This is a genomic window from Prauserella rugosa (assembly GCF_000719975.1).
Taxonomy (GTDB): Bacteria; Actinomycetota; Actinomycetes; order Mycobacteriales; family Pseudonocardiaceae; genus Prauserella; species Prauserella rugosa.
On sequence record NZ_JOIJ01000016.1, the window covers coordinates 1 to 17,253 of the forward strand.

At 69.9% G+C, this 17,253-nt stretch carries 21 protein-coding genes; 12 read left to right on the plus strand and 9 right to left on the minus strand.

Annotated features, from left to right (window positions below; translation table 11 throughout):
* Positions 1-1,032 (minus strand): hypothetical protein (locus IF64_RS0119370; RefSeq protein ID WP_051758002.1); only part of this gene is annotated, 1,032 nt, incomplete at its 3' end.
* A 228-nt stretch (positions 1,033-1,260) separates the two neighbouring features.
* On the opposite strand from IF64_RS0119370, the gene IF64_RS0119380 reads away from it, so the two are divergent.
* Positions 1,261-1,998: an ASCH domain-containing protein gene (locus tag IF64_RS0119380; RefSeq protein WP_030533569.1), complete on the plus strand. Its 738-nt coding sequence runs from the start codon at positions 1,261-1,263 to the stop codon at positions 1,996-1,998.
* Here the strand turns inward: IF64_RS0119380 and IF64_RS0119385 are convergent.
* Complete coding sequence (locus IF64_RS0119385; RefSeq protein ID WP_030533570.1) at positions 1,986-2,510, minus strand: RDD family protein; 525 nt, start codon at positions 2,508-2,510, stop codon at positions 1,986-1,988. The two genes, IF64_RS0119380 and IF64_RS0119385, sit on opposite strands and share 13 nt — an antisense overlap.
* A gap of 278 nt (positions 2,511-2,788) precedes the next feature.
* On the opposite strand from IF64_RS0119385, the gene IF64_RS0119390 reads away from it, so the two are divergent.
* The gene (locus IF64_RS0119390; protein WP_030533571.1) at positions 2,789-3,052 is read left to right on the plus strand and encodes a hypothetical protein; all 264 of its coding nucleotides are present in this window, start codon (positions 2,789-2,791) and stop codon (positions 3,050-3,052) included.
* Positions 3,053-3,126: 74 nt separating this feature from the next.
* Positions 3,127-3,855, plus strand: a complete 729-nt coding sequence (locus IF64_RS0119395) for a hypothetical protein (protein WP_030533572.1) — start codon at positions 3,127-3,129, stop codon at positions 3,853-3,855.
* A 5-nt stretch (positions 3,856-3,860) separates the two neighbouring features.
* Here the strand turns inward: IF64_RS0119395 and IF64_RS0119400 are convergent, their stop codons facing one another.
* The 4 genes from IF64_RS0119400 to IF64_RS0119410 form a co-directional block, all read right to left on the minus strand.
* Positions 3,861-4,466: a class I SAM-dependent methyltransferase gene (locus IF64_RS0119400; protein WP_211252614.1), complete on the minus strand. Its 606-nt coding sequence runs from the start codon at positions 4,464-4,466 to the stop codon at positions 3,861-3,863.
* A gap of 97 nt (positions 4,467-4,563) precedes the next feature.
* On the minus strand, positions 4,564-4,791 hold the full coding sequence (locus IF64_RS28155) for a hypothetical protein (RefSeq protein ID WP_342779943.1): 228 nt from the start codon (positions 4,789-4,791) through the stop codon (positions 4,564-4,566).
* A complete protein-coding gene (locus IF64_RS25580; protein WP_342779944.1) occupies positions 4,788-5,378 on the minus strand; it encodes a hypothetical protein in 591 nt (196 codons plus the stop codon). The genes IF64_RS28155 and IF64_RS25580 overlap by 4 nt, the downstream gene beginning before the upstream one ends.
* A 94-nt stretch (positions 5,379-5,472) precedes the next feature.
* Positions 5,473-6,705, minus strand: coding sequence for a glycosyltransferase (locus IF64_RS0119410; protein WP_030533574.1), 1,233 nt, complete (start codon positions 6,703-6,705; stop codon positions 5,473-5,475).
* 54 nt (positions 6,706-6,759) lie between these two features.
* Here IF64_RS0119410 and IF64_RS0119415 point away from each other — a divergent pair, with 54 nt between their 5' ends.
* Together IF64_RS0119415 and IF64_RS0119430 are read left to right on the plus strand one after the other, a co-directional pair.
* The gene (locus IF64_RS0119415) at positions 6,760-7,422 is read left to right on the plus strand and encodes a TetR/AcrR family transcriptional regulator (protein ID WP_030533575.1); all 663 of its coding nucleotides are present in this window, start codon (positions 6,760-6,762) and stop codon (positions 7,420-7,422) included.
* Between the two features lie 389 nt (positions 7,423-7,811).
* On the plus strand, positions 7,812-8,432 hold the full coding sequence (locus IF64_RS0119430) for a heme-binding beta-barrel domain-containing protein (protein ID WP_030533576.1): 621 nt from the start codon (positions 7,812-7,814) through the stop codon (positions 8,430-8,432).
* 137 nt (positions 8,433-8,569) lie between these two features.
* On the opposite strand, the gene IF64_RS0119435 is transcribed toward IF64_RS0119430, so the two are convergent.
* Positions 8,570-9,421, minus strand: coding sequence for an aminodeoxychorismate lyase (locus IF64_RS0119435; protein WP_030533577.1), 852 nt, complete (start codon positions 9,419-9,421; stop codon positions 8,570-8,572).
* Between the two features lie 72 nt (positions 9,422-9,493).
* Between IF64_RS0119435 and ygfZ the strand changes: the two genes are divergently transcribed.
* From ygfZ to IF64_RS0119450, 3 genes are all read left to right on the plus strand, one after another.
* On the plus strand, positions 9,494-10,636 hold the full coding sequence (gene ygfZ, locus IF64_RS0119440) for a CAF17-like 4Fe-4S cluster assembly/insertion protein YgfZ (RefSeq protein ID WP_030533578.1): 1,143 nt from the start codon (positions 9,494-9,496) through the stop codon (positions 10,634-10,636).
* Between the two features lie 66 nt (positions 10,637-10,702).
* Positions 10,703-11,353, plus strand: a complete 651-nt coding sequence (locus IF64_RS0119445; protein WP_051758014.1) for an RsiG family protein — start codon at positions 10,703-10,705, stop codon at positions 11,351-11,353.
* Complete coding sequence (locus IF64_RS0119450) at positions 11,350-12,306, plus strand: asparaginase (RefSeq protein WP_036877234.1); 957 nt, start codon at positions 11,350-11,352, stop codon at positions 12,304-12,306. The genes IF64_RS0119445 and IF64_RS0119450 overlap by 4 nt, the downstream gene beginning before the upstream one ends.
* 25 nt (positions 12,307-12,331) lie before the next feature.
* On the opposite strand, the gene IF64_RS0119455 is transcribed toward IF64_RS0119450, so the two are convergent.
* Positions 12,332-13,219 (minus strand): DUF8083 family protein, encoded by an 888-nt coding sequence (locus tag IF64_RS0119455; RefSeq protein ID WP_030533581.1) that lies wholly within the window; start codon positions 13,217-13,219, stop codon positions 12,332-12,334.
* Positions 13,220-13,428: 209 nt separating this feature from the next.
* On the opposite strand from IF64_RS0119455, the gene IF64_RS0119460 reads away from it, so the two are divergent.
* The 4 genes from IF64_RS0119460 to IF64_RS26210 all read left to right on the plus strand — a co-directional run bounded on the left by IF64_RS0119460 (position 13,429) and on the right by IF64_RS26210 (position 16,714).
* Positions 13,429-13,617 (plus strand): DUF3073 domain-containing protein, encoded by a 189-nt coding sequence (locus tag IF64_RS0119460; RefSeq protein ID WP_030533582.1) that lies wholly within the window; start codon positions 13,429-13,431, stop codon positions 13,615-13,617.
* 84 nt (positions 13,618-13,701) lie between these two features.
* The gene (locus tag IF64_RS0119465; RefSeq protein ID WP_048807552.1) at positions 13,702-14,562 is read left to right on the plus strand and encodes a 3-hydroxybutyryl-CoA dehydrogenase; all 861 of its coding nucleotides are present in this window, start codon (positions 13,702-13,704) and stop codon (positions 14,560-14,562) included.
* A gap of 61 nt (positions 14,563-14,623) precedes the next feature.
* The gene (locus IF64_RS0119470) at positions 14,624-15,529 is read left to right on the plus strand and encodes a Gfo/Idh/MocA family protein (RefSeq protein ID WP_030533584.1); all 906 of its coding nucleotides are present in this window, start codon (positions 14,624-14,626) and stop codon (positions 15,527-15,529) included.
* A 498-nt stretch (positions 15,530-16,027) separates the two neighbouring features.
* The gene (locus IF64_RS26210; RefSeq protein ID WP_051758003.1) at positions 16,028-16,714 is read left to right on the plus strand and encodes a VanZ family protein; all 687 of its coding nucleotides are present in this window, start codon (positions 16,028-16,030) and stop codon (positions 16,712-16,714) included.
* Between the two features lie 106 nt (positions 16,715-16,820).
* On the opposite strand, the gene arfB is transcribed toward IF64_RS26210, so the two are convergent.
* Positions 16,821-17,246: an alternative ribosome rescue aminoacyl-tRNA hydrolase ArfB gene (gene arfB / locus IF64_RS0119480; protein ID WP_030533586.1), complete on the minus strand. Its 426-nt coding sequence runs from the start codon at positions 17,244-17,246 to the stop codon at positions 16,821-16,823.
* Positions 17,247-17,253: the final 7 nt, after the last annotated feature.

Here is a 17,253-nt window from a genome sequence, read left to right on the forward strand (position 1 = left end):
CGTGCCCGGCAACTGGCCCTGCCCGGTCGCCCGACCCGGCATCGGCGCCGGCGCCACACCCGGCGGAGTGCCCCCGCCACCGCCGGGCAGGCTGCTGACATTGCCCGGACCGCCACCGCCGGGCACCGACGGGCCACCACTCGGACCACCCGAATACCCCGCAACACTGGTCGAATCCGACGGACCACCCGGAATATCGATCACCCCGGAGCCGCCGCCGATACCGCCCTTGTCGCCGGCACCGGCGGAGAAGGTCGGCGGCTGGGAGAACGCGGGCTGCTTCGACGCGGCCTGGTAGAGGTTCTGGTCATAGGTGTTCATCACCTGCACGGCCTCCTGGTGGGCCGCGTCAGCCTTCTCCCGGGTCTCCATGGCCTGGTTGAATGCGCCGATCGGGTTGAGCGGGTTGTCCTTGACCGCCGACCCGAAGTCCTTCATCAACCCGTTGGTCTCGACCGGCTCGGGCATCGAGTTCTTCGCACTCTCGGCCGCGTTCGACTGCGCATACGTCGCCTCAGAGGCCAGCTGGGCGTTCGTGGCGTTCGAATCCGCCCACGTCGACATCTGGTTGAAGTAGCCGAACGCGTTCTCGGCGGCGTCACCCTCCCACTCGTGACGCGCCTTACCCACACTCTCGTTCGTCCGCTGCGACAGCCGATCCAGAACGCCCCTGATCTTCGAGAAGATCTCCGACATCTGGTTTACCTGACCCGGGTCCAGGTTCGTGGTCACGAAGCCCTTCAGCTCGGCGTGCTGGCGACCCTGGTAGTCCTGGTTCGAGCCACTCAGCCCCTGCAGAACCTCCGCGTCCTTGGCGAGCTGCTGGATCTGCTGCTCGTTCATCCCCGACGCGCGAGCGTGCGCGATCAGCTCACCCATCCCCAGCGCACCGAGCGGGCCGTCCATCGCCGCGCCCTGCGCCTGGTACATCGCTTCGCGCTGCTGAGGCGACAGTTCCGCACCGTCGGTGTCCGTGGCCCAGGTGCCCACCGGGCCTTGGGTACTGTTGCCGCCGTTGCCGGGCTGCGACATCGCTACTTCCCCCACCTCGTCATCGGGTCGTCACGAGACACGTGCGTGATCTGACGGTAGTGGGACGCCGCCCGCATGTCAGCGGTTCCCACGAGATCGCACACTCCGTGGGAACCTTGCCACACCGGCAGCCGCCCACACCGGGAGATCAGGCGCTTCACCCACCGTGACCTCGGCTGGCGGAAATCGGTCGATCACCGCTCCGGCGTTTCGCTACCGTCCCCGACGATGCTTTCCCCCGACAACCGCGAGCTCGTCGCCGCCGCCGTCCGGCACGCCGAAGCCGTCAACGACGACGCCGACCACACGGTCGCAGCAGCCCTCCGACTGCGCAGCGGAGCCATCGTCCTCGGCGTCAACGCCTACCACTTCCTGGGCGGCCCGTGTGGCGAGGTGAGCGCACTGGCCAACCGCGCCGCGTCGCACCCCGACGATCCGATCGTCGCCGTGGCGGCCGCCCACGGTCCCACGGGGGACGTCATCCCACCGTGCGGAAAATGTCGACAAATCTTCTTCGATCTCGACCCCACGATCGCCTGCGTCGTCCGCGAAGCCAACGGCCTCACCGCCCTGCCGGTGAGCACGCTGTTGCCGCACGCCTTCGACTGGCGAGCCGCCGACGCACCGCAGCGCCTCTACATGTGGGAGGGCTACGAACAGAGCATCCGCGACGGCGACAAGACGCAGACCATCCGCATCGACGACCCCTTCCGGCCCGGCCCCGCCGACCTGGTCTTCGAGAAGGAATCCGGCGAGGTACTGACCATGCCCGCGGAGGTGCTGTCGGTCCGGACGACCACCCGGCGGGAGCTCACCGAGACCGACGCGCAGCGCGACGGCTTCGCCGACCTCGCCCAGCTCCACACCGCCCTGGACCAGCACTACCCGGGACTGGGTGACGACGCGCCGGTCGACGTCGTCGAGTTCGCCCTGACCCGTGACTCCGCCGGCACTCACCGCCGGTAGACGCGCACCGACTCGTCGAAGAACACGGGCAGGTCGAGAAACGACATGAGCGCCAGTACCGCCGTGACCGGGAGGAACCCCACGCCGAGGTAGCGAAACATTCCCCGCCAGAACCCGACGCGCTTGCCGCTGTCGCACCGGAGCGACACGACCCCCGTCAGCGCCTGCCCCGGCGAACGCATGCACCCGTACAGCGCCCCGAAGACCAACAACAGCGCGGGGTAGACACTGAACGCCGTCGCTGCCATGACGGGATCGTCGGCGACTCCCTTCGCCGCCGCGAGGACCGCACCTGCGACCACCCCCGCGGCGAGTACCACGACGAACGTTCCGTCGATGATCCGCGCCCACCAACGACGGGCCGCCGACGCGCGCGGCAGGAAGACCGCGCCTCGGTACACGCCGTTGCCGTCCTTGCCGGAGACTCGTTCCCCAGGCGGAAACACACCGGGAACGGGGCCGGGATACGGCTCGTGTTGCGGCGGAACGCCACCGTGCGGGCTCGGCATCATCCCGCCACGGTAGCCGCCTGAGTTCGGGACACCCCCGTTTTCCGTCCGTTCGGATTCTGCTCACACGGCGGAACCGAACGCTGCGCACATCCGTCCGATCCGGCCACATTCGACAGAGCATGCGACGGAGGTCCGATGCGGCCCGAATTCTTCGCCGGATCCGAAACCGGACACCGGGCCGGCACGTCGAAGCTCGCACGAACAGACACGTCAAGCTGAGCCTCTTGGCCGCGGCAATGTGCATCCTTCCATTGTGGATAGTCGTCCGGCGGGAATGGGTGCTTCAGGCAGCTGGCGAGGGGACGCGGTACTTCTATCTCGACTGGGCCGCCGTGATCGGCGGAATCGGCGCGATCTGGATCGGCGTCGTCCTGTTCCGCAGTGAACGTCGACCGCGCTGGGCGATCGCCGTCACCGCGGTGGTACTGGTACTGGGGGCGTTCCAGGTGGTGCGCGGCACCGGCGTACTGCCCACCCTCACCGGCTGTGTGAGCGACTCCGGTTCGCTCGGTTTCTGCACGCCGTCGGAGATCGTCTCTTAGCCGACAGTCAGGACCAGCGATAGCGGCGGCCTCACACCCGTCCAATCTCCGAACGCCACCCACGGGAGAACCGAATGCTGCACAGCCACGAAGCCGCGGAGCTACGGCGACGTGAGTCCCGCAAGCCGATCCGCTGGCTACTGGTCGCGCTCGGCTCCCTGGTAGCGGCATTGATCCCGGTCCTGATCGCGGTGTCGACAAGTGGCGGTGTCGATCATCTGCTCGGCCGAACCGAACCCGTCACCGCGACCGTGGAGCGAGTCGACGTGTCCGGGAAATGCAAACATCGCACCGAGCACCGCATCACCGCGGCCTGGCACCTGGACGGACACCCCGGCCGCGGCGAGTATCGGCGGTGCGGCGACCCGCCCGCCGAGGGTTCGGCCGTCGAACTGTGGATCGGCGACGACGGACACATCGAACAGGAGTCACCCACCGCGACTCGCAACGGAATCGGTGGCCTGAGCTTGGTGATGGCGGCCCTCGTGTGGGTGTTGTCCGTCGCGATCCTGGTTCCCGCCGGACGACGACGGCGACGTCTGCTCGCCACGGGTAGCCTGCCGCTCGCTCAGGCCGTGCCCGTAGAGCTCCACGTGAGCAGGAGGGTTCGCATGACGGTCCACGATCCGGCTGGTCGCAGGCATGTCGTCATCGAGCCCGTACTGCACAGCGGACGGGGACGGCGCCTGACCGGCTCGTGGTGGCTGTACCCGGTCCCGAACGGCAACGACAGGCGACGGTCCGGCCTCCTCGTCCGCGGTCACGAACGCTGCTGGATCGACATGCCGGGCACCATCCGCTGATCCCGTCAGTCCGCACGCACCGCCGCGATCGCGCCGTGCGGCCGGTGTCCCGGGTCGACGCGGGTGTCCCTTGCGATGACCGTAAACCCGGCCTCCTCGATCTTCTTCCCGAGTGACTCGACCGGCCAGAAGTAGGCCGTGGTCACCGCGTGATCGAACGCCTCGAGCTCCCCGCCTTCGAAGAATCCGACGAGCAGTCCACCGCCCGGAGCGACACATCGCGCGAACTCGCCGAGAATGTCACCGATCCGCTCCGGCGGTGTGTGGATAAGCGAATACCACGCAAGGATTCCGGACAGGCTCGCGTCGCCGGCGTCGAGCGCTTCGCCGCGGCCCAGCGCGATGTCGAGGTGCGGATACCGATTGCGCGCGTGCGCGACGAATTCGGGCGTCGGGTCCACACCGGACACGGAAAGGCCGCGTTCGTGCAACCACTGCGTCCAGTGGCCGGGCCCGCATCCGACGTCCACGATCGGCCCGTCGCGGTGTTCGTCGGCCCACCTGCCGACGAAGGCGCGATCGGGGGCGGCCAGCGCATCGACGGTGCCGAGCAGTTCGATGTACTCGGCGGCACGCCTGCCGTACGCCTGACTCGTCTGTTCCGTCGTCACGCCAGGCATTGTCACACTGGGCATTGTCCCACCAGGCGCTGGCACGGCGGGCATTGCGGCACCGGACGTCGGGGCTTCAGGCGTGTGGCGTCGGAGATCACACCGCGAGCGTCTCGCGGAACCACTCGGTGAGGATCGAGTCGACGGCGCGTGCCGTGGCACGTTGCGGAGCCGGTTCCATGCCGGGCTCGTCGGCCAGTGGGTGCGCGAGATCGGGTACCGGCGCGAGGCGCACGGCGTCCGGTTCGGGGTGGCCGCGGCGTACTGCATCGACGAGGTCGGCGGCGTCCCTGCGGAACTCCGCATGGTCCTCCTCGCCGCTCACCACCAACAGCGAAGGACATTCGACACCGTCGAGACGGGCGACGTAGTCGTGGTCGTCGACGATCCGGTGCGCCTCGGGCGTCCAGACGTACGGCGTGCCCGACATCGGCGCGACGTACGGCACCACCGAGCGCGCACCGCGGGATTGACGAGCGCGGCCGTGCCGATCGGAACGTCGCCACCTGCAAGGACCTCCAGGACGACCGCTCCTCCCAACGAGCCGCCGAGCACCCCGACCGGCCCGTCGACAATCGGCAGCTGCGACCGCAACGCATCGAGTACGGCGGGGAACTCGGCCGCCGCCTCCCGGACGAAGGGGACCAGGAACGCGCGTACCGCGTCCCGGCGGGCGAGTTCGACGACCGCGTCGACACTGCCGTCCACCATGCGCCCACCGCACATCGGCATCGCCAGATGCACGCGCCACGCCGGGACGTCCGCCATGGGCAAGGCGGCCGCGAACGCCGCGTCGGTGCGCGGCGCGTCGAGCATGTGCCACGTGATGATCAGAGCGGCGCGGCCGTCGACCCCACGGGGTGGCAGCGCGGTGTACGGCACGCCCGCGGCGCTACCGGTGATCGTCTGCATACGCACCCCCGTCGGCTCGGTGGTGAGCAGCCTACGAAGGCACGCGGTCCGCCGGAACGGCTTCCGCCGAGGGCGAAACCGCCGAGAACACCCGTCAACGGTCCACGATGAGCTTCACGATGTCGTCGGTCGACGGAGCGTCGGCGATCTGGGCGGAGAGCTCGCCCGCGACCTTCCGGTACCGGTCCCGCCTCAGCACCTCCCGCACCGCACGGCGGAGGGTCCGCACCGGGAGTGAGGGACGGGCGTACCCCAGGCCGGCACCCGACCACGACACCCGCGCGGCGACCTCGGGCTTGTCCTGACTCGCCCCGACGACCACCAGCGGCACCCCGTAGCGCAACGCATGGTTGACACCGCCGTATCCACCGTTGCTGACCATGACGTCGCACCGTGGCAACAGTTCGTCGTAGGGCAGGAAGTCGGCGACGCGCACGTTCGGCGGGAGCGGGTCGGTGCGCGGCATGGTGCCGCACGTCGTGGCCACCACGAGCACGTCCTCGTCGGCCAGCGCCTCGATGGTGGGCTCGACGAGCATGCCGAGGTCGTCGTTGGCGACCGTCCCCTGGGTCACGTGGACGACGGGCCGCGAACCGTCCAGCTCGTGCCACCACTCCGGCAGGTCGTGTTCACTGGCCGAGCTGGTGGTGGTCGGACCGATGAAGTGCACGGGAGCGGGCAGCGTGCGCGGGAACTCGAAGCCGGGGCAGGTCATCTGCAGCACGCCGTCGCTGCACATCGGCCAGTCCATGAAGCACAGCCCGGTCTCGACTCCCACCAGCTCGTGGACACCGCGTTCGGCGATCTGCTGAGCCGGCGCCATCATCCACCCCATGAACCGCCTCATGACCGCGCCGCGGACCCGGTCGAGCGGGCGACGGGACGGCGGGCGGTACGGCGTCGGCGCGGTCAGCGGCAGGAAGCCCAGCGCCAGCACCCGCGGACGGTCCTCGCGATTCACCAGCGCCATCCCCGCGGCGAACAGCGGATCGCAGAGCACGACGTCGACGCCGCAGGCCAGCACTTTGTCGACCGTGCGCAGCTGCTGCGACATCGCGCCCGCGAACCGCGACAGCTCGAACCGTCCCAGCTTCGGCCCGCGCAGTCCCTCGCGGCCGGGGATCGAGCCGTTCAGGTCGGTCTCGTCGAAGTCGACCTCGCCGGGCAGCACGGTCACGTCGGCGCCGAGCTCGGTGAAGGCGTCGCGATACCGGGCGCCGGTGATGACCGCGACGTCGTGTCCCGCCGCGACCAGGGCGGCGACCAGCGGTTTGGTGGGCCCGACGTGCCCTCGGGCCGGTTGGACGCAGACGAGTACCGAGGACATGACGTCCCTCCCGGGTGGTCGATATTTCACCGATACGATGTATCGTCTAAATCGATGGTAGCCGAATCGTCCGAAGCGCGCCGCCCCCGCCGCGGGTACGAATCTCCCGTGCGCCGCGAACGCGCTCAGCGCACCCGGGAGCACGTGATCGCCACCGCGGCCACGCTGTTCGCCGAGCACGGCTACGCCGCGACGAGCATGCGGCGGATCGCCACCGAGGCGGGTGTCGGTCTCGAGACCGTGACCCAGACCGGACGCAAGGCGGATCTGCTCCTGGCCGCGTTCCGGTCGCAGCTCGCCGACAGCCCGGACGCGATCGACCTGACCGAGCTGATCGGCATGCCGACACCCGGCGACCTGGAGACCACGCTGCAGGCGGCCGTCGCGGCGCTGGCCGAACGGCTTCGCGACTCGCTGGGGATCTGGCGCGCATTCACGGTGGCGGCGGCGACCGACGACACGATCGCCGCCGTGCGCAGCGAACTCGCCGCGGCCCGGCGGCGCGACATCGCGAGCTGGCTCGCCACCTACGAGGACGCGGGCATGCTCGCACCGCGCGACGAGACCGCGCGCGGACGCCTCGCCGACGCGCTCGGCCTGCTCGTGTCCCACGACGCCTACGACCAACTCGTCGGCGTGTGCGGTTGGCCGCACACCGACTTCGTCACGTGGACGGCGGCCGCGATCGCGAACCAACTGCGGGGCACCCACCCGTGACCATCCATCGTGGGCGGCCGCTGCCGAAACCGGAAACGCTGCCCGCCACCGTCGTCGACGTGTATAACAAGAGGTGCTCGTCGAGCTCGACCGCGGCGCCGTACCGACGACTTAGGATCCGCCGAGCTCAGCGACGGTCGTCACCGGCCGCCCCGTGACCTGCGGGCGAGCGGTGACCATGCTCACGCGCGGCCACCTGGACTCGGGCACATGGGACCTCGGGCGTTATCCTTCCGCGCGTGGAGATCCTGTTTACGGTACTGCTGATCCTGGCCATCGCCGCGTCGATGTGGTTCATGGGCTACGTCGTCTACCGCCTGTACGCGGACCACTGAGCCGTCCCGAACGCTGAGTGAGCCCCCGAACGTTGAGTAAGGCGGAGTAGTCACATGTCGAGCGGCGACGACGCCATCGAGGCCGCGGCGCAGCGCGCCAAGCAGACGGCCCACCGCAACATCCCGCAGCTGGACGACCTGCCGATCCCCGGCGACACGGCCAACCTGCGCGAGGGCGAGAACCTGGGCGACGCATGCCTCGCGCTGCTGCCGCTCGTCGGCGTGTGGCGCGGCGAGGGCGAGGTCAACTACCCGACCATGGACGAGCCGCAGCGCATCGCGCAGCAGCTCACCATCGCCCACGACGGCCGTCCGTTCCTCTACCACGAGGCCCGGTCGTGGCTGCTCGACGCGGACGGCAACGTCATCCGGCCCGCCGCCCGCGAGACCGGCTGGTGGCGCCCGCAGCCCGACGACACGATCGAGCTCCTGCTCGCGCACTCGTCCGGCATCATCGAGCTGTTCTACGGCACGGCGCGTGGCCAGTCGGCCTGGCAGTTGGCCACGGACGCGGTCGTGCGGTCGCAGACGGCGAAGGACGTCACCGCGGCCGAGCGGCTGTACGGGATCATGCCCGACGGCAGCGGCAACCTCGGCTACGTCGAGGAGCGCGCCATGATGGGCCACCCGAAGACCCCGCACGTCTCCCTCGTCCTGGAACGCGTCGTCGGCTGAACCCTCCCGAGGGCCCTTTGGTTGCGTTCAACGCGACCAATCTTCCCATCGCGACGCCCGCCATCGGTGCGACAGCGAAGGGAACATTAGTTGCGTTCAACGCGACTATGGGGCCCTCGGGAGCTTTAAACGCTCCGTCAGGCGTACTGCGCGTCGTAGGCCTCGGCGAGCTCGGCGTGGATCGCCACGGACGAGTCGGGCAACGCCGTGCCGTCGAGCGTGTGCACCCGCGTCAGCTTGCGCACCGACGAGGCGAGCATCAGGGCATCACCCTCCGTGAGCTCGTCGGCCTTGAGCTGCGTGACCTCGGTCTTCCATCCGGCCCGCTCCGCGGCACGGAAGACGTCGCCCTGCGTGGTGCCCGGGAGGATGCCGTTGGTCGGCGGCGGGGTGTACAGCGTCTTGCCACGGGCCAGGACCACGTTCGACGTCGGCCCCTCGAGCACGTAGCCCTCGGTGCTGGTGAAGATCACGTCCTCGGCCCCGCGGCGGCGCGCCTCCCGCTGGGCGGACATGTTCACCGAGTACGACAGCGTCTTCGCGCCGAGCAGCAGCCACGGTGCGCGCTCCATGAGGTCGGCCTCGAAGCCGCGGTTCAACGTCACCACGGCGATGCCGTCGCGACGGGCGCGCTTGGTCGACTCGGGGATCGACATGCCGTAGGCGAACGCGGTCGGCTTCTCCTCCGGATCGCCCTCGACCCCGCGCGTGAGCACGATCTTCAGCGCCAGCTCCTCCTCCGGCGGCCACGCCTCGATCACCTGCTGGATCACACGTTCCCAGGCGGCGCGGTCCGGCTCGGCCATGTCGAGCTTCGCGGCGGAACGGGCGAACCGGTCCAGGTGGGCGTCGAGCTCACGCGGAACGCCGTTGGTCACGAGGATCGTCTCGAAGATGCCGTCACCACGGATGAGACCGAGGTCGTCGACACGGATGTGGGCCTGGTCGGGGTCGGCGAAGGTGCCGTCGAGGAAAGCGAGGACGCGCATGGGCCTCACGGTACTCAGCAGCCTGGCGAACGCTACCGACCATCCGCGCCCGCTCCGACATACGATCGCCGTATGACCTATTCCTCGCCCCTGTCCGAACTGCCAGGCGCCGTCGCCGCTCCCGACGACCATCCGGAAGCCGGCGTTCCGTGGCACTGGGGTGACCCGTTCGCCGAACAACGCACGGCGACGCGGGGAGTGGCGGTCGTCGACCGGTCGCACCGGCACGTCATCACCGTCGGCGGTTCGGAACGGCTGTCCTGGCTGCACCTCGTGCTGTCGCAGCACGTGTCCGACCTGCCCGCCGACACCGGGACCGAAGCGCTGGTCCTGGACGCGCACGGGCACGTCGACGCGCACATGGTCGTGGCCTACACCGGTGACGTCGTCTACCTCGACACCGACCCCGACTCCCAGGCCACCAGCGCGATGCCGGGCGGGGCCAAGCAGACGCTGCTCGAGTACCTCCAGGCGATGAAGTTCTGGTCGGACGTCGAGATCACCGACGCGACCGGCGACTACGCGGTGTTGACCCTGCTCGGCCCGGACGCCGACCAGGCACTCGGCGTACTCGGCACCGACGGGCCCCTCGAGCTTCCCGCCGAGTCGTACTCCGTCGTGCCGCTGCCGGGCGGCGGTCTGGCGCGGCGGATGCCGTGGCCGGGTGCCAGGGCGATCGACCTGCTCGTGCCGCGTCCGGAGCTGACCACCGTGTGGAAACGGCTCACCGACGCGGGCGCACGCCCCGCGGGCTCGTGGGCGTTCGACGCGCTGCGGGTCGAGTCGCTGCGCCCGCGCGTGGGTGTCGACACCGACGACCGCACCATTCCCCACGAGGTCGGCTGGATCGGCTCGGCGGCACACGTGGCGAAGGGCTGCTACCGCGGGCAGGAGACGGTGGCGAAGGTGTTCAACGTCGGCAGGCCACCGCGGAACATGGTGCTGCTGCACCTGGACGGGTCGATGGAGGTCTACCCCGAGACGGGCGATCCGGTGCTGCGCGGCGACCGCACGGTGGGCCGTGTCGGCAGCGTCGCCCAGCACCACGAATTGGGCCCGATCGCGCTGGCCCTCGTGAAGCGTTCGACGCCCACGGACGCCGAGCTCCTCGCCGGTTCGGACGACGAGACGATCCAGGCCGCGATCGATCCGGACTCCGTTCCGGCCGAGGGTTCCGCACCCGGACGGGAAGCGGTGCAACGCCTGCGGGGGTGACATGATCAACGCGCCGGAGGCGGCCAGCCTCTGGCCCACACCGACGACGTGAAGCAGGATGAACCCGTGATCGAAGTCCGGCCAGGAGGGCGACGGCGGATCGACCGCGTCCTCGCTCCCGGTTACGCCGGCGACCCCGAGTCGCTGCCGCTGCCGACGCTGCGGGAGCGGCGGGACGAGGCCGCGCAGGAGGAGACCGACCTGTCGTACCTGCGCAGGCTCCTGCACGCCCGCATCGACATCGTCAAGGCCGAACAGCTGCGCCGCGCCACTGCCGGCACCGAGGGCGACGAAGGTGACGAGGGCGGCGAAAGTGACGAGGGCGGCGACGTCATCGCCCGGCTCACGGCGATCCTGTCCGACAACGCGCTCGGCCCCGCGACGGGTTCGGGCAGGCACCAGACGCTCGAACCGACACGGGCGGGCGAGTACCGCAGGGCAGCCGAGGCTCTCGTGGGCGACGCGACCCTGTCCGACGTCGTGTCCCTGAGCGAGGAACAGCTCCGCGAGACGCTCGAGTCCTACGGGGAGCAGGAGGCGTCGGTGTCGCAGCGCAGGCGTGAGGTGCAGGCCGTGGTCGACACGTTCAACGCCGAGCTGGCGCGTCGGTACGCCCAGGGCACCGCGTCCGTCGACGAACTGCTCGACTCCCAACGTGCCGGCGATGGCACGCACGGCACCGAGGGCACAGCCACCGCCGAGGACGACCGGACGTGACCGCGCTCGTCGAGGTGGTGCGCTCGGGATTCGTCGAGAGCGTGCACCACGGCAGCCTCGTGGTGACCACTCCCGACGGTGCGGTGCGCGCGTCGATCGGTGACGTGCACTCGCCGGTGTATCCGCGGTCGTCGAACAAGCCGTTGCAGGCGCTGGCCATGCTGCGATCCGGGCTCGAGGTCGCCGACGACGACCTGGCGCTCGTGTGCGCGTCGCACAACGGCGAGCCCGACCACGTCGAGCGGGCACTGGCGCTGCTGGAAAGGGCCGGGCTCACCGAGGACGACCTGCACTGCCCGCCCGACCGGCCTCGGCACGAGCCGGCCGCCGAACCGCGCAGGGCGGCGATGAACTGCTCGGGCAAACACGCCGGGATGCTGGCCACCTGTGTCGCGGCCGGTTGGCCGACCGCCGACTACACCGATCCCGGACATCCGCTGCAACGCGCGATCGCCGACACGGTCAGCGAGATGATCGGCGAACCGATCGCGTGGACCGGCGTTGACGGGTGTGGCGCTCCGCTGCTGGCCTACTCGTTGACGGGCCTGGCCAGGGCGTTCGGACGGCTGGCGGCGGGCACTGGCACGCCGCGGCGGATCGCCGATGCGATGCGTGCCCATCCGTGGTTGGTGGCAGGCACCGGGCGCGAGGACACGGTGCTGATGGAGGCGGTACCGGGTCTGCTCATGAAAGGTGGCGCCGAGGGTGTGCACGCCTTCGCCCTGTCCGACGGCACGGCCGTGGCGTTCAAGATCGCCGACGGCAACGCGCGAGCCCGCGAACCGATCCTGGTGGAGACCCTGCGCCTGCTCGGCGAGACGCCGAAGGACGAGGCCAGGGAGGCCGTCGACCGGATGGCCGTGGGCGCCGGCGTGGTCACCGGCGCGGGCCGGGACGTCGGCTCGCTGCGCGTGACCGGCGCGGTGGCCGAGGCGCTGGGCACCGGGTCGTGAACACCCGGCGTGCCGGGGGCCGGACTCAGTTGAACCGCTCGCGGGCGGCCAGCTCACCCCAGTAGTCGCGCAGGGTCTGGAAGATCTCACCCACCTCGTCGACGTCACCGTTGCGCAGCGCCTCGAGCAGCATGTGCACCTCGTCGGCCGAGGTGTCCGACTCGAGCGTCGGGTCGTCGATCAGCTGCACGAGTCCGCCGTAGTCCAGCTCGACGGCCGAGGCCGGGTGGAAGTTCGTCAACCAGCGGTGCGTCTCGCCCAGGATCTGCACCGGCCCCGCGTCCTCGCCCAGGGCGTTGCCGACCAGCTCCTCGGCCTCTGCGACCCGTCGCAACGCATCAGTCATCGGCGTGCGCCAGGACAGCTCGCGCTTCGGGTCGTGCTGGCCGGACCCCAGCTCGAGGCGGAACTGCCGGGGGTCGACGAGCGAGAACCACGGCAGCGGCACCGTCCACGTGGTGGACAGCACGTGCATCGACGTGCCGTACAGGTCGCGCAGGGCCGAGTTGGCGCGCGACTTGATGCGGTCCTCGGGGGCGCCGATGGCGTCGACGACCGCACCACGCAGCGCGGGATGCGCCTCGCCGAGGAACCCGACGAGCGCAGCCGCCGACCGGGGACGGATCTCCAGCGGGCACACGAGCGGACCGGGGCCGACCTCGGAGCTCGCCGACGTCGGCACCTTCTCCGGGTCGAGCACCAGCACGTCGGGCAGCGAGGACAGCTCCTTCGGCAGCACCCGCGGCGTCGCGGTGGCCTGTGACTTCAGCCACATTACCATCTCACGTTCGCCCGCATCGGGACGTTCCAGTGCCGCTTCCTCCACCGCTCGGGCCAGCCGTTCGTCCGGCGGCTCGCCGAAGGCGGAGAGCGGTTCGTAAACCCGCAGATAGGCGACGAATGGTCGGAGCACCCGGGAATCCTGGCACGTCGCCGGCCCGGCGTGAGCATCGGCTGGGCCGTTCGAGCGGTGATCTTGAGACTGTCACGGTCAGCACACCGCGCCACGTCGCATCGAGCCAGGGGGACACGGTACGGTGTCCCCTAGGAAATAGTTGTCGAGACGACGCGGGGCCGCCGATTTCCCCCGGCCGCCCCGCCCCTGCGCAAGGGGGTCGAGCCATGGGGCGCGGCCGAGCTAAGGCCAAGCAGACGAAAGTGGCCCGGGAGCTCAAGTACAGCGTTCCCACCACGGACTTCGATGCTCTTCAGCGAGAGCTGTCGAGCAACTCCTCGGACGAGAACGGCCGGGAGGACGAGGAGCGGTACGAAGACCCGTACGACGACGGGTACGACGACTACCGTCGATGACGCAGCTGAGTGCGAGGGCGGACACCGAGCCCATCGGTGACCGCCCTCGCATTCCGCGTGTCCACTGAACTTCAAGGAGAGAGCGTGCCGGAAATCCAGCGGATCGGTGTTGTCGGTGCGGGCCTGATGGGCTCGGGAATCGCCGAGGTACACGCTCGGGCGGGGCTCGACGTCGTGGTGAACGAGGTCAGCCAGCCTGCGCTGGACGCAGGGCGGGCCCGCATCGAGAAGTCGCTGCAGCGGGCGGTGAAGTCCGGCAAGCTCTCCGAGGCCGATGCCGAGTCCGCTCTCGGCAGGCTCACGTTCACGACCGACGTCGAGGCGTTCTCCGACCGCGAGTTCGTGGTCGAGGCGATCCTGGAGAACGAGCAGGCCAAGACCGAGCTGTTCTCGACCCTCGACAAGGTCGTCAGCAGCGAGAACGCGATTCTCGCCTCCAACACCTCGTCGATCCCGATCATGCGGATCGGCATGGCCACGCAGCGGCCGGAGAGTGTCGTCGGCGTCCACTTCTTCAATCCGGTGCCGGTGCTTCCGCTCGTGGAGCTCGTGCCGTCGGTGCGCACGAGCGACGACGTCGTGCGGCGCGCCGAGCAGCACGTCACCGAGACGCTCGGCAAGACGGCGATCCACTGCCAGGACCGTGCCGGCTTCATCGTGAACGCGCTGCTGGTGCCGTACCTGCTGTCGGCGATCCGGATGTACGAGGCCGGCTATGCCTCGGCCGAGGACATCGACCTCGGCATGGAGAAGGGCACGGCACACCCGATGGGCCCGCTGCGGCTCGCCGACATGGTCGGGCTGGACACCGTCAAGGCGATCGCCGACTCCATGTACGACGAGTTCAAGGAGCCGACGTACGCGGCCCCTCCTCTGCTGATGCGCATGGTCGACGCGGGCCTGCTCGGCAAGAAGTCGGGCCGCGGCTTCTACGACTACAGCTGATCACGGCTGCGGCCCCGCGGTTGGTCGCAGGGCGGTTCGCCGTAGGTCCTACCCTGCGCTCATGAACGACACCCCGCTACGCGTCGGCCTCGTCGGCGGCGGACCGTGGGCACGGACCGTCCACGCGCCCGGCCTGTCGGATCATCCGGCGACGCGGCTCGAAGCCGTGTGGACGCGCCGTCCCGACGTCGCCGCGGAGCTGGCGGCCGAGCACGACGCCACGGCAGTGGCCACGCTCGACGAGCTGCTGGACACCGTCGACGTGGTCGCCTTCGCCGTCCCGCCCTCGGCGCAGGCGGAGTTCGCGGAGCGCGCGGCGCGCGCAGGCAAACACCTGATCCTCGAGAAGCCCCTCGCCGGTGACGTCGAGGCGGCGCAGCGGGTCGTCGACGCCGTGAACGAGGCAGGCGTGGCGTCGTTGATGATGCTGACGATGCGCTACGTTCAGCAGACGCGGGAGTGGCTGACGGGCATCCGCGATGCAGGCGGCTGGAGCGGTGGCGCTGCTCGCTGGCTGTCGGGCGCGATGCTGGGCGACAAGTACGGCGGTTCGGCCTGGCGACTGGCCGACGGCGTGCTGGGCGACGTCGGGCCGCACGCGATCGACCTGCTCGACGCCGCGCTCGGCACCGTGACCGACGTGGTGTCGGCGCACCGTACCGATGCGGATCTGTGGCACGTGGTGCTCGCGCACGAGGGCGGGGCGACGTCCACGGTCAGCATGTCGACACGCGTACCGGTACGGCCGACGGTCGCGGAGTTCACCGTGTACGGCGAGCACGGGATGCGAACGATGGTGCGGGAGCGCAGCGGGTCGGCGGCCGAGGCGTACACGGCGTTGCTCGACGACCTCGCCGCGCTGTGTGCCACCGGCATGCGCACCCACGAGTGCGACGCACGCCGCGGCCTGCACCTCCAGCGGGTGCTGTCCCGGATTCGGCAGGTCGCCACCGGCGGCGGAGAGTGAGCCACCCGAAACGGGCATTCGTCACCCATTCTTTCCGGTGACCGACAAGGCACCCTCGACGCTTTCCCGACCGCCACTCATCCGTCTCGTTCGGGCAGCTCCCCCGCTCAGGTGGAGGCCCTACGAAAGATGGAAAGCCGAATCCCGCGACCGTCTCCCTTCGAACCGAAGGCCCCTCACGAACCGCCGCTCGACCAGGGCACTAAGCTGGCCACAGCGCCGTCGACGCGCGCCTCGTCCCCAACGTCCGAAAATATGGAACATTTCGTTAACGTCACGAAATCATCGGGGAAACGCGAAACGGAAAACAGATTCCGCAGACTCGCCGATAGCACCTGAGGCGATAACTAAGCAAGACCGAATAGATCACGTTATCCGCCCCTGTGCGTCCGCGCGCCGGATTTGCCAGCCTGGCTGTGGCACGCGAAAACCAAGGGGGTCCGTCGGGTGGAATACCTGCTTCAGCATTTCGGAAAGCTCATTCCGGTCGCAGTGGCAATGGTGCTCCCGGCCTCGGTGGTATGGCTGACGCTCATCGTTCGGCGACGTCGGCGGCTGTCGCTCCGCCGTGCGTTCGTCACCGCGTCCCTCGACGTGGCGATCGTGATGTGGGGCGCGTGGGTCTCGCTCCTGGTGACCATGCCGACGACCGCGCAGGGCAGTGTCCACCTCGTGCCCGGCACGGACCTCCTCGTCGCGGCGGGCAGCCGCGAAGCGTTCTGGCAGCTCACGGCGAACTTCAGCCTGCTGCTTCCCCTGGGCATGCTGTTGCCCGCACGGTGGGCGTGGTGGCGCAGCACCCGGCGGATGACGATGGCGGCGTTCGCGACGTCGTGCGGTATCGAACTGACGCAGTACGTCGCCGCGATCGGCCGCGTGACCTCCACCGACGACGTGCTCGTCAACACCACGGGCGCCGCGGCGGGCGCGAGCATCTCCCTGCTGATCATCAACCGGCCCCGCATCCCGAAGTTCGCTCCGGTGGTGGCGCCGCTCGGCATCCGGCCGGGCCCGAGGAGTCCGCTGTGGACGATCCGTTCCAGCTGCCGCTCCGCACCGGTGGCCGCCGTCCCCCATCCGCGGACCCACGCCGCAACGCCCGGCACGGCCGGCATCCACCGGACACGCAGCACCGTGGCGCACGGACTCGATCCGGCCCGGGGACGCCAGGCCTCGCGCGTCTGACCGAGCCCCGGTCCAGGTCGCGTCTGACCGAGCCCCGGTCCAGGTCGCGTCTGACAATCCCGTCGCCTGCTGCGCGGAGGATCATCAGACACGACCTAGGTGTTCGTTACCAGTCGCCTCGGGACCTGCGGTTGCGCTTGACGTCGGAGCGGCGCTTCTTCGCTGCGATCCGACGCTCCTGCGACCCACGGGTCGGCTTGGTCGGCCTGCGCTTCTTCGGCGGCGGTGCGGCCGCCTCCTTCAGCGTCGCGACGAGCCTGGCGCGGGCGGCCTCCCGGTTGCGCAGCTGTTCGCGGTGCTCACTCGCCACGACGGTCAGCACGCCGTCGACGAGCCGCCGGTCGAGCCGGGCGAGCAGGCGGGGCCGCAGCGAATCGGGCACCGACGGCGAGCGAGCCACGTCGAACGACAACTCGACGCGGGACGAGGTCGTGTTCACCCCTTGCCCGCCAGGGCCGGACGCCCGCGTGAACCGCTCGGACAGCTCGCCCTCGGCGATGACGAAGCGGGACGTGACGCGTAGCTCGCTCACGGGAGCG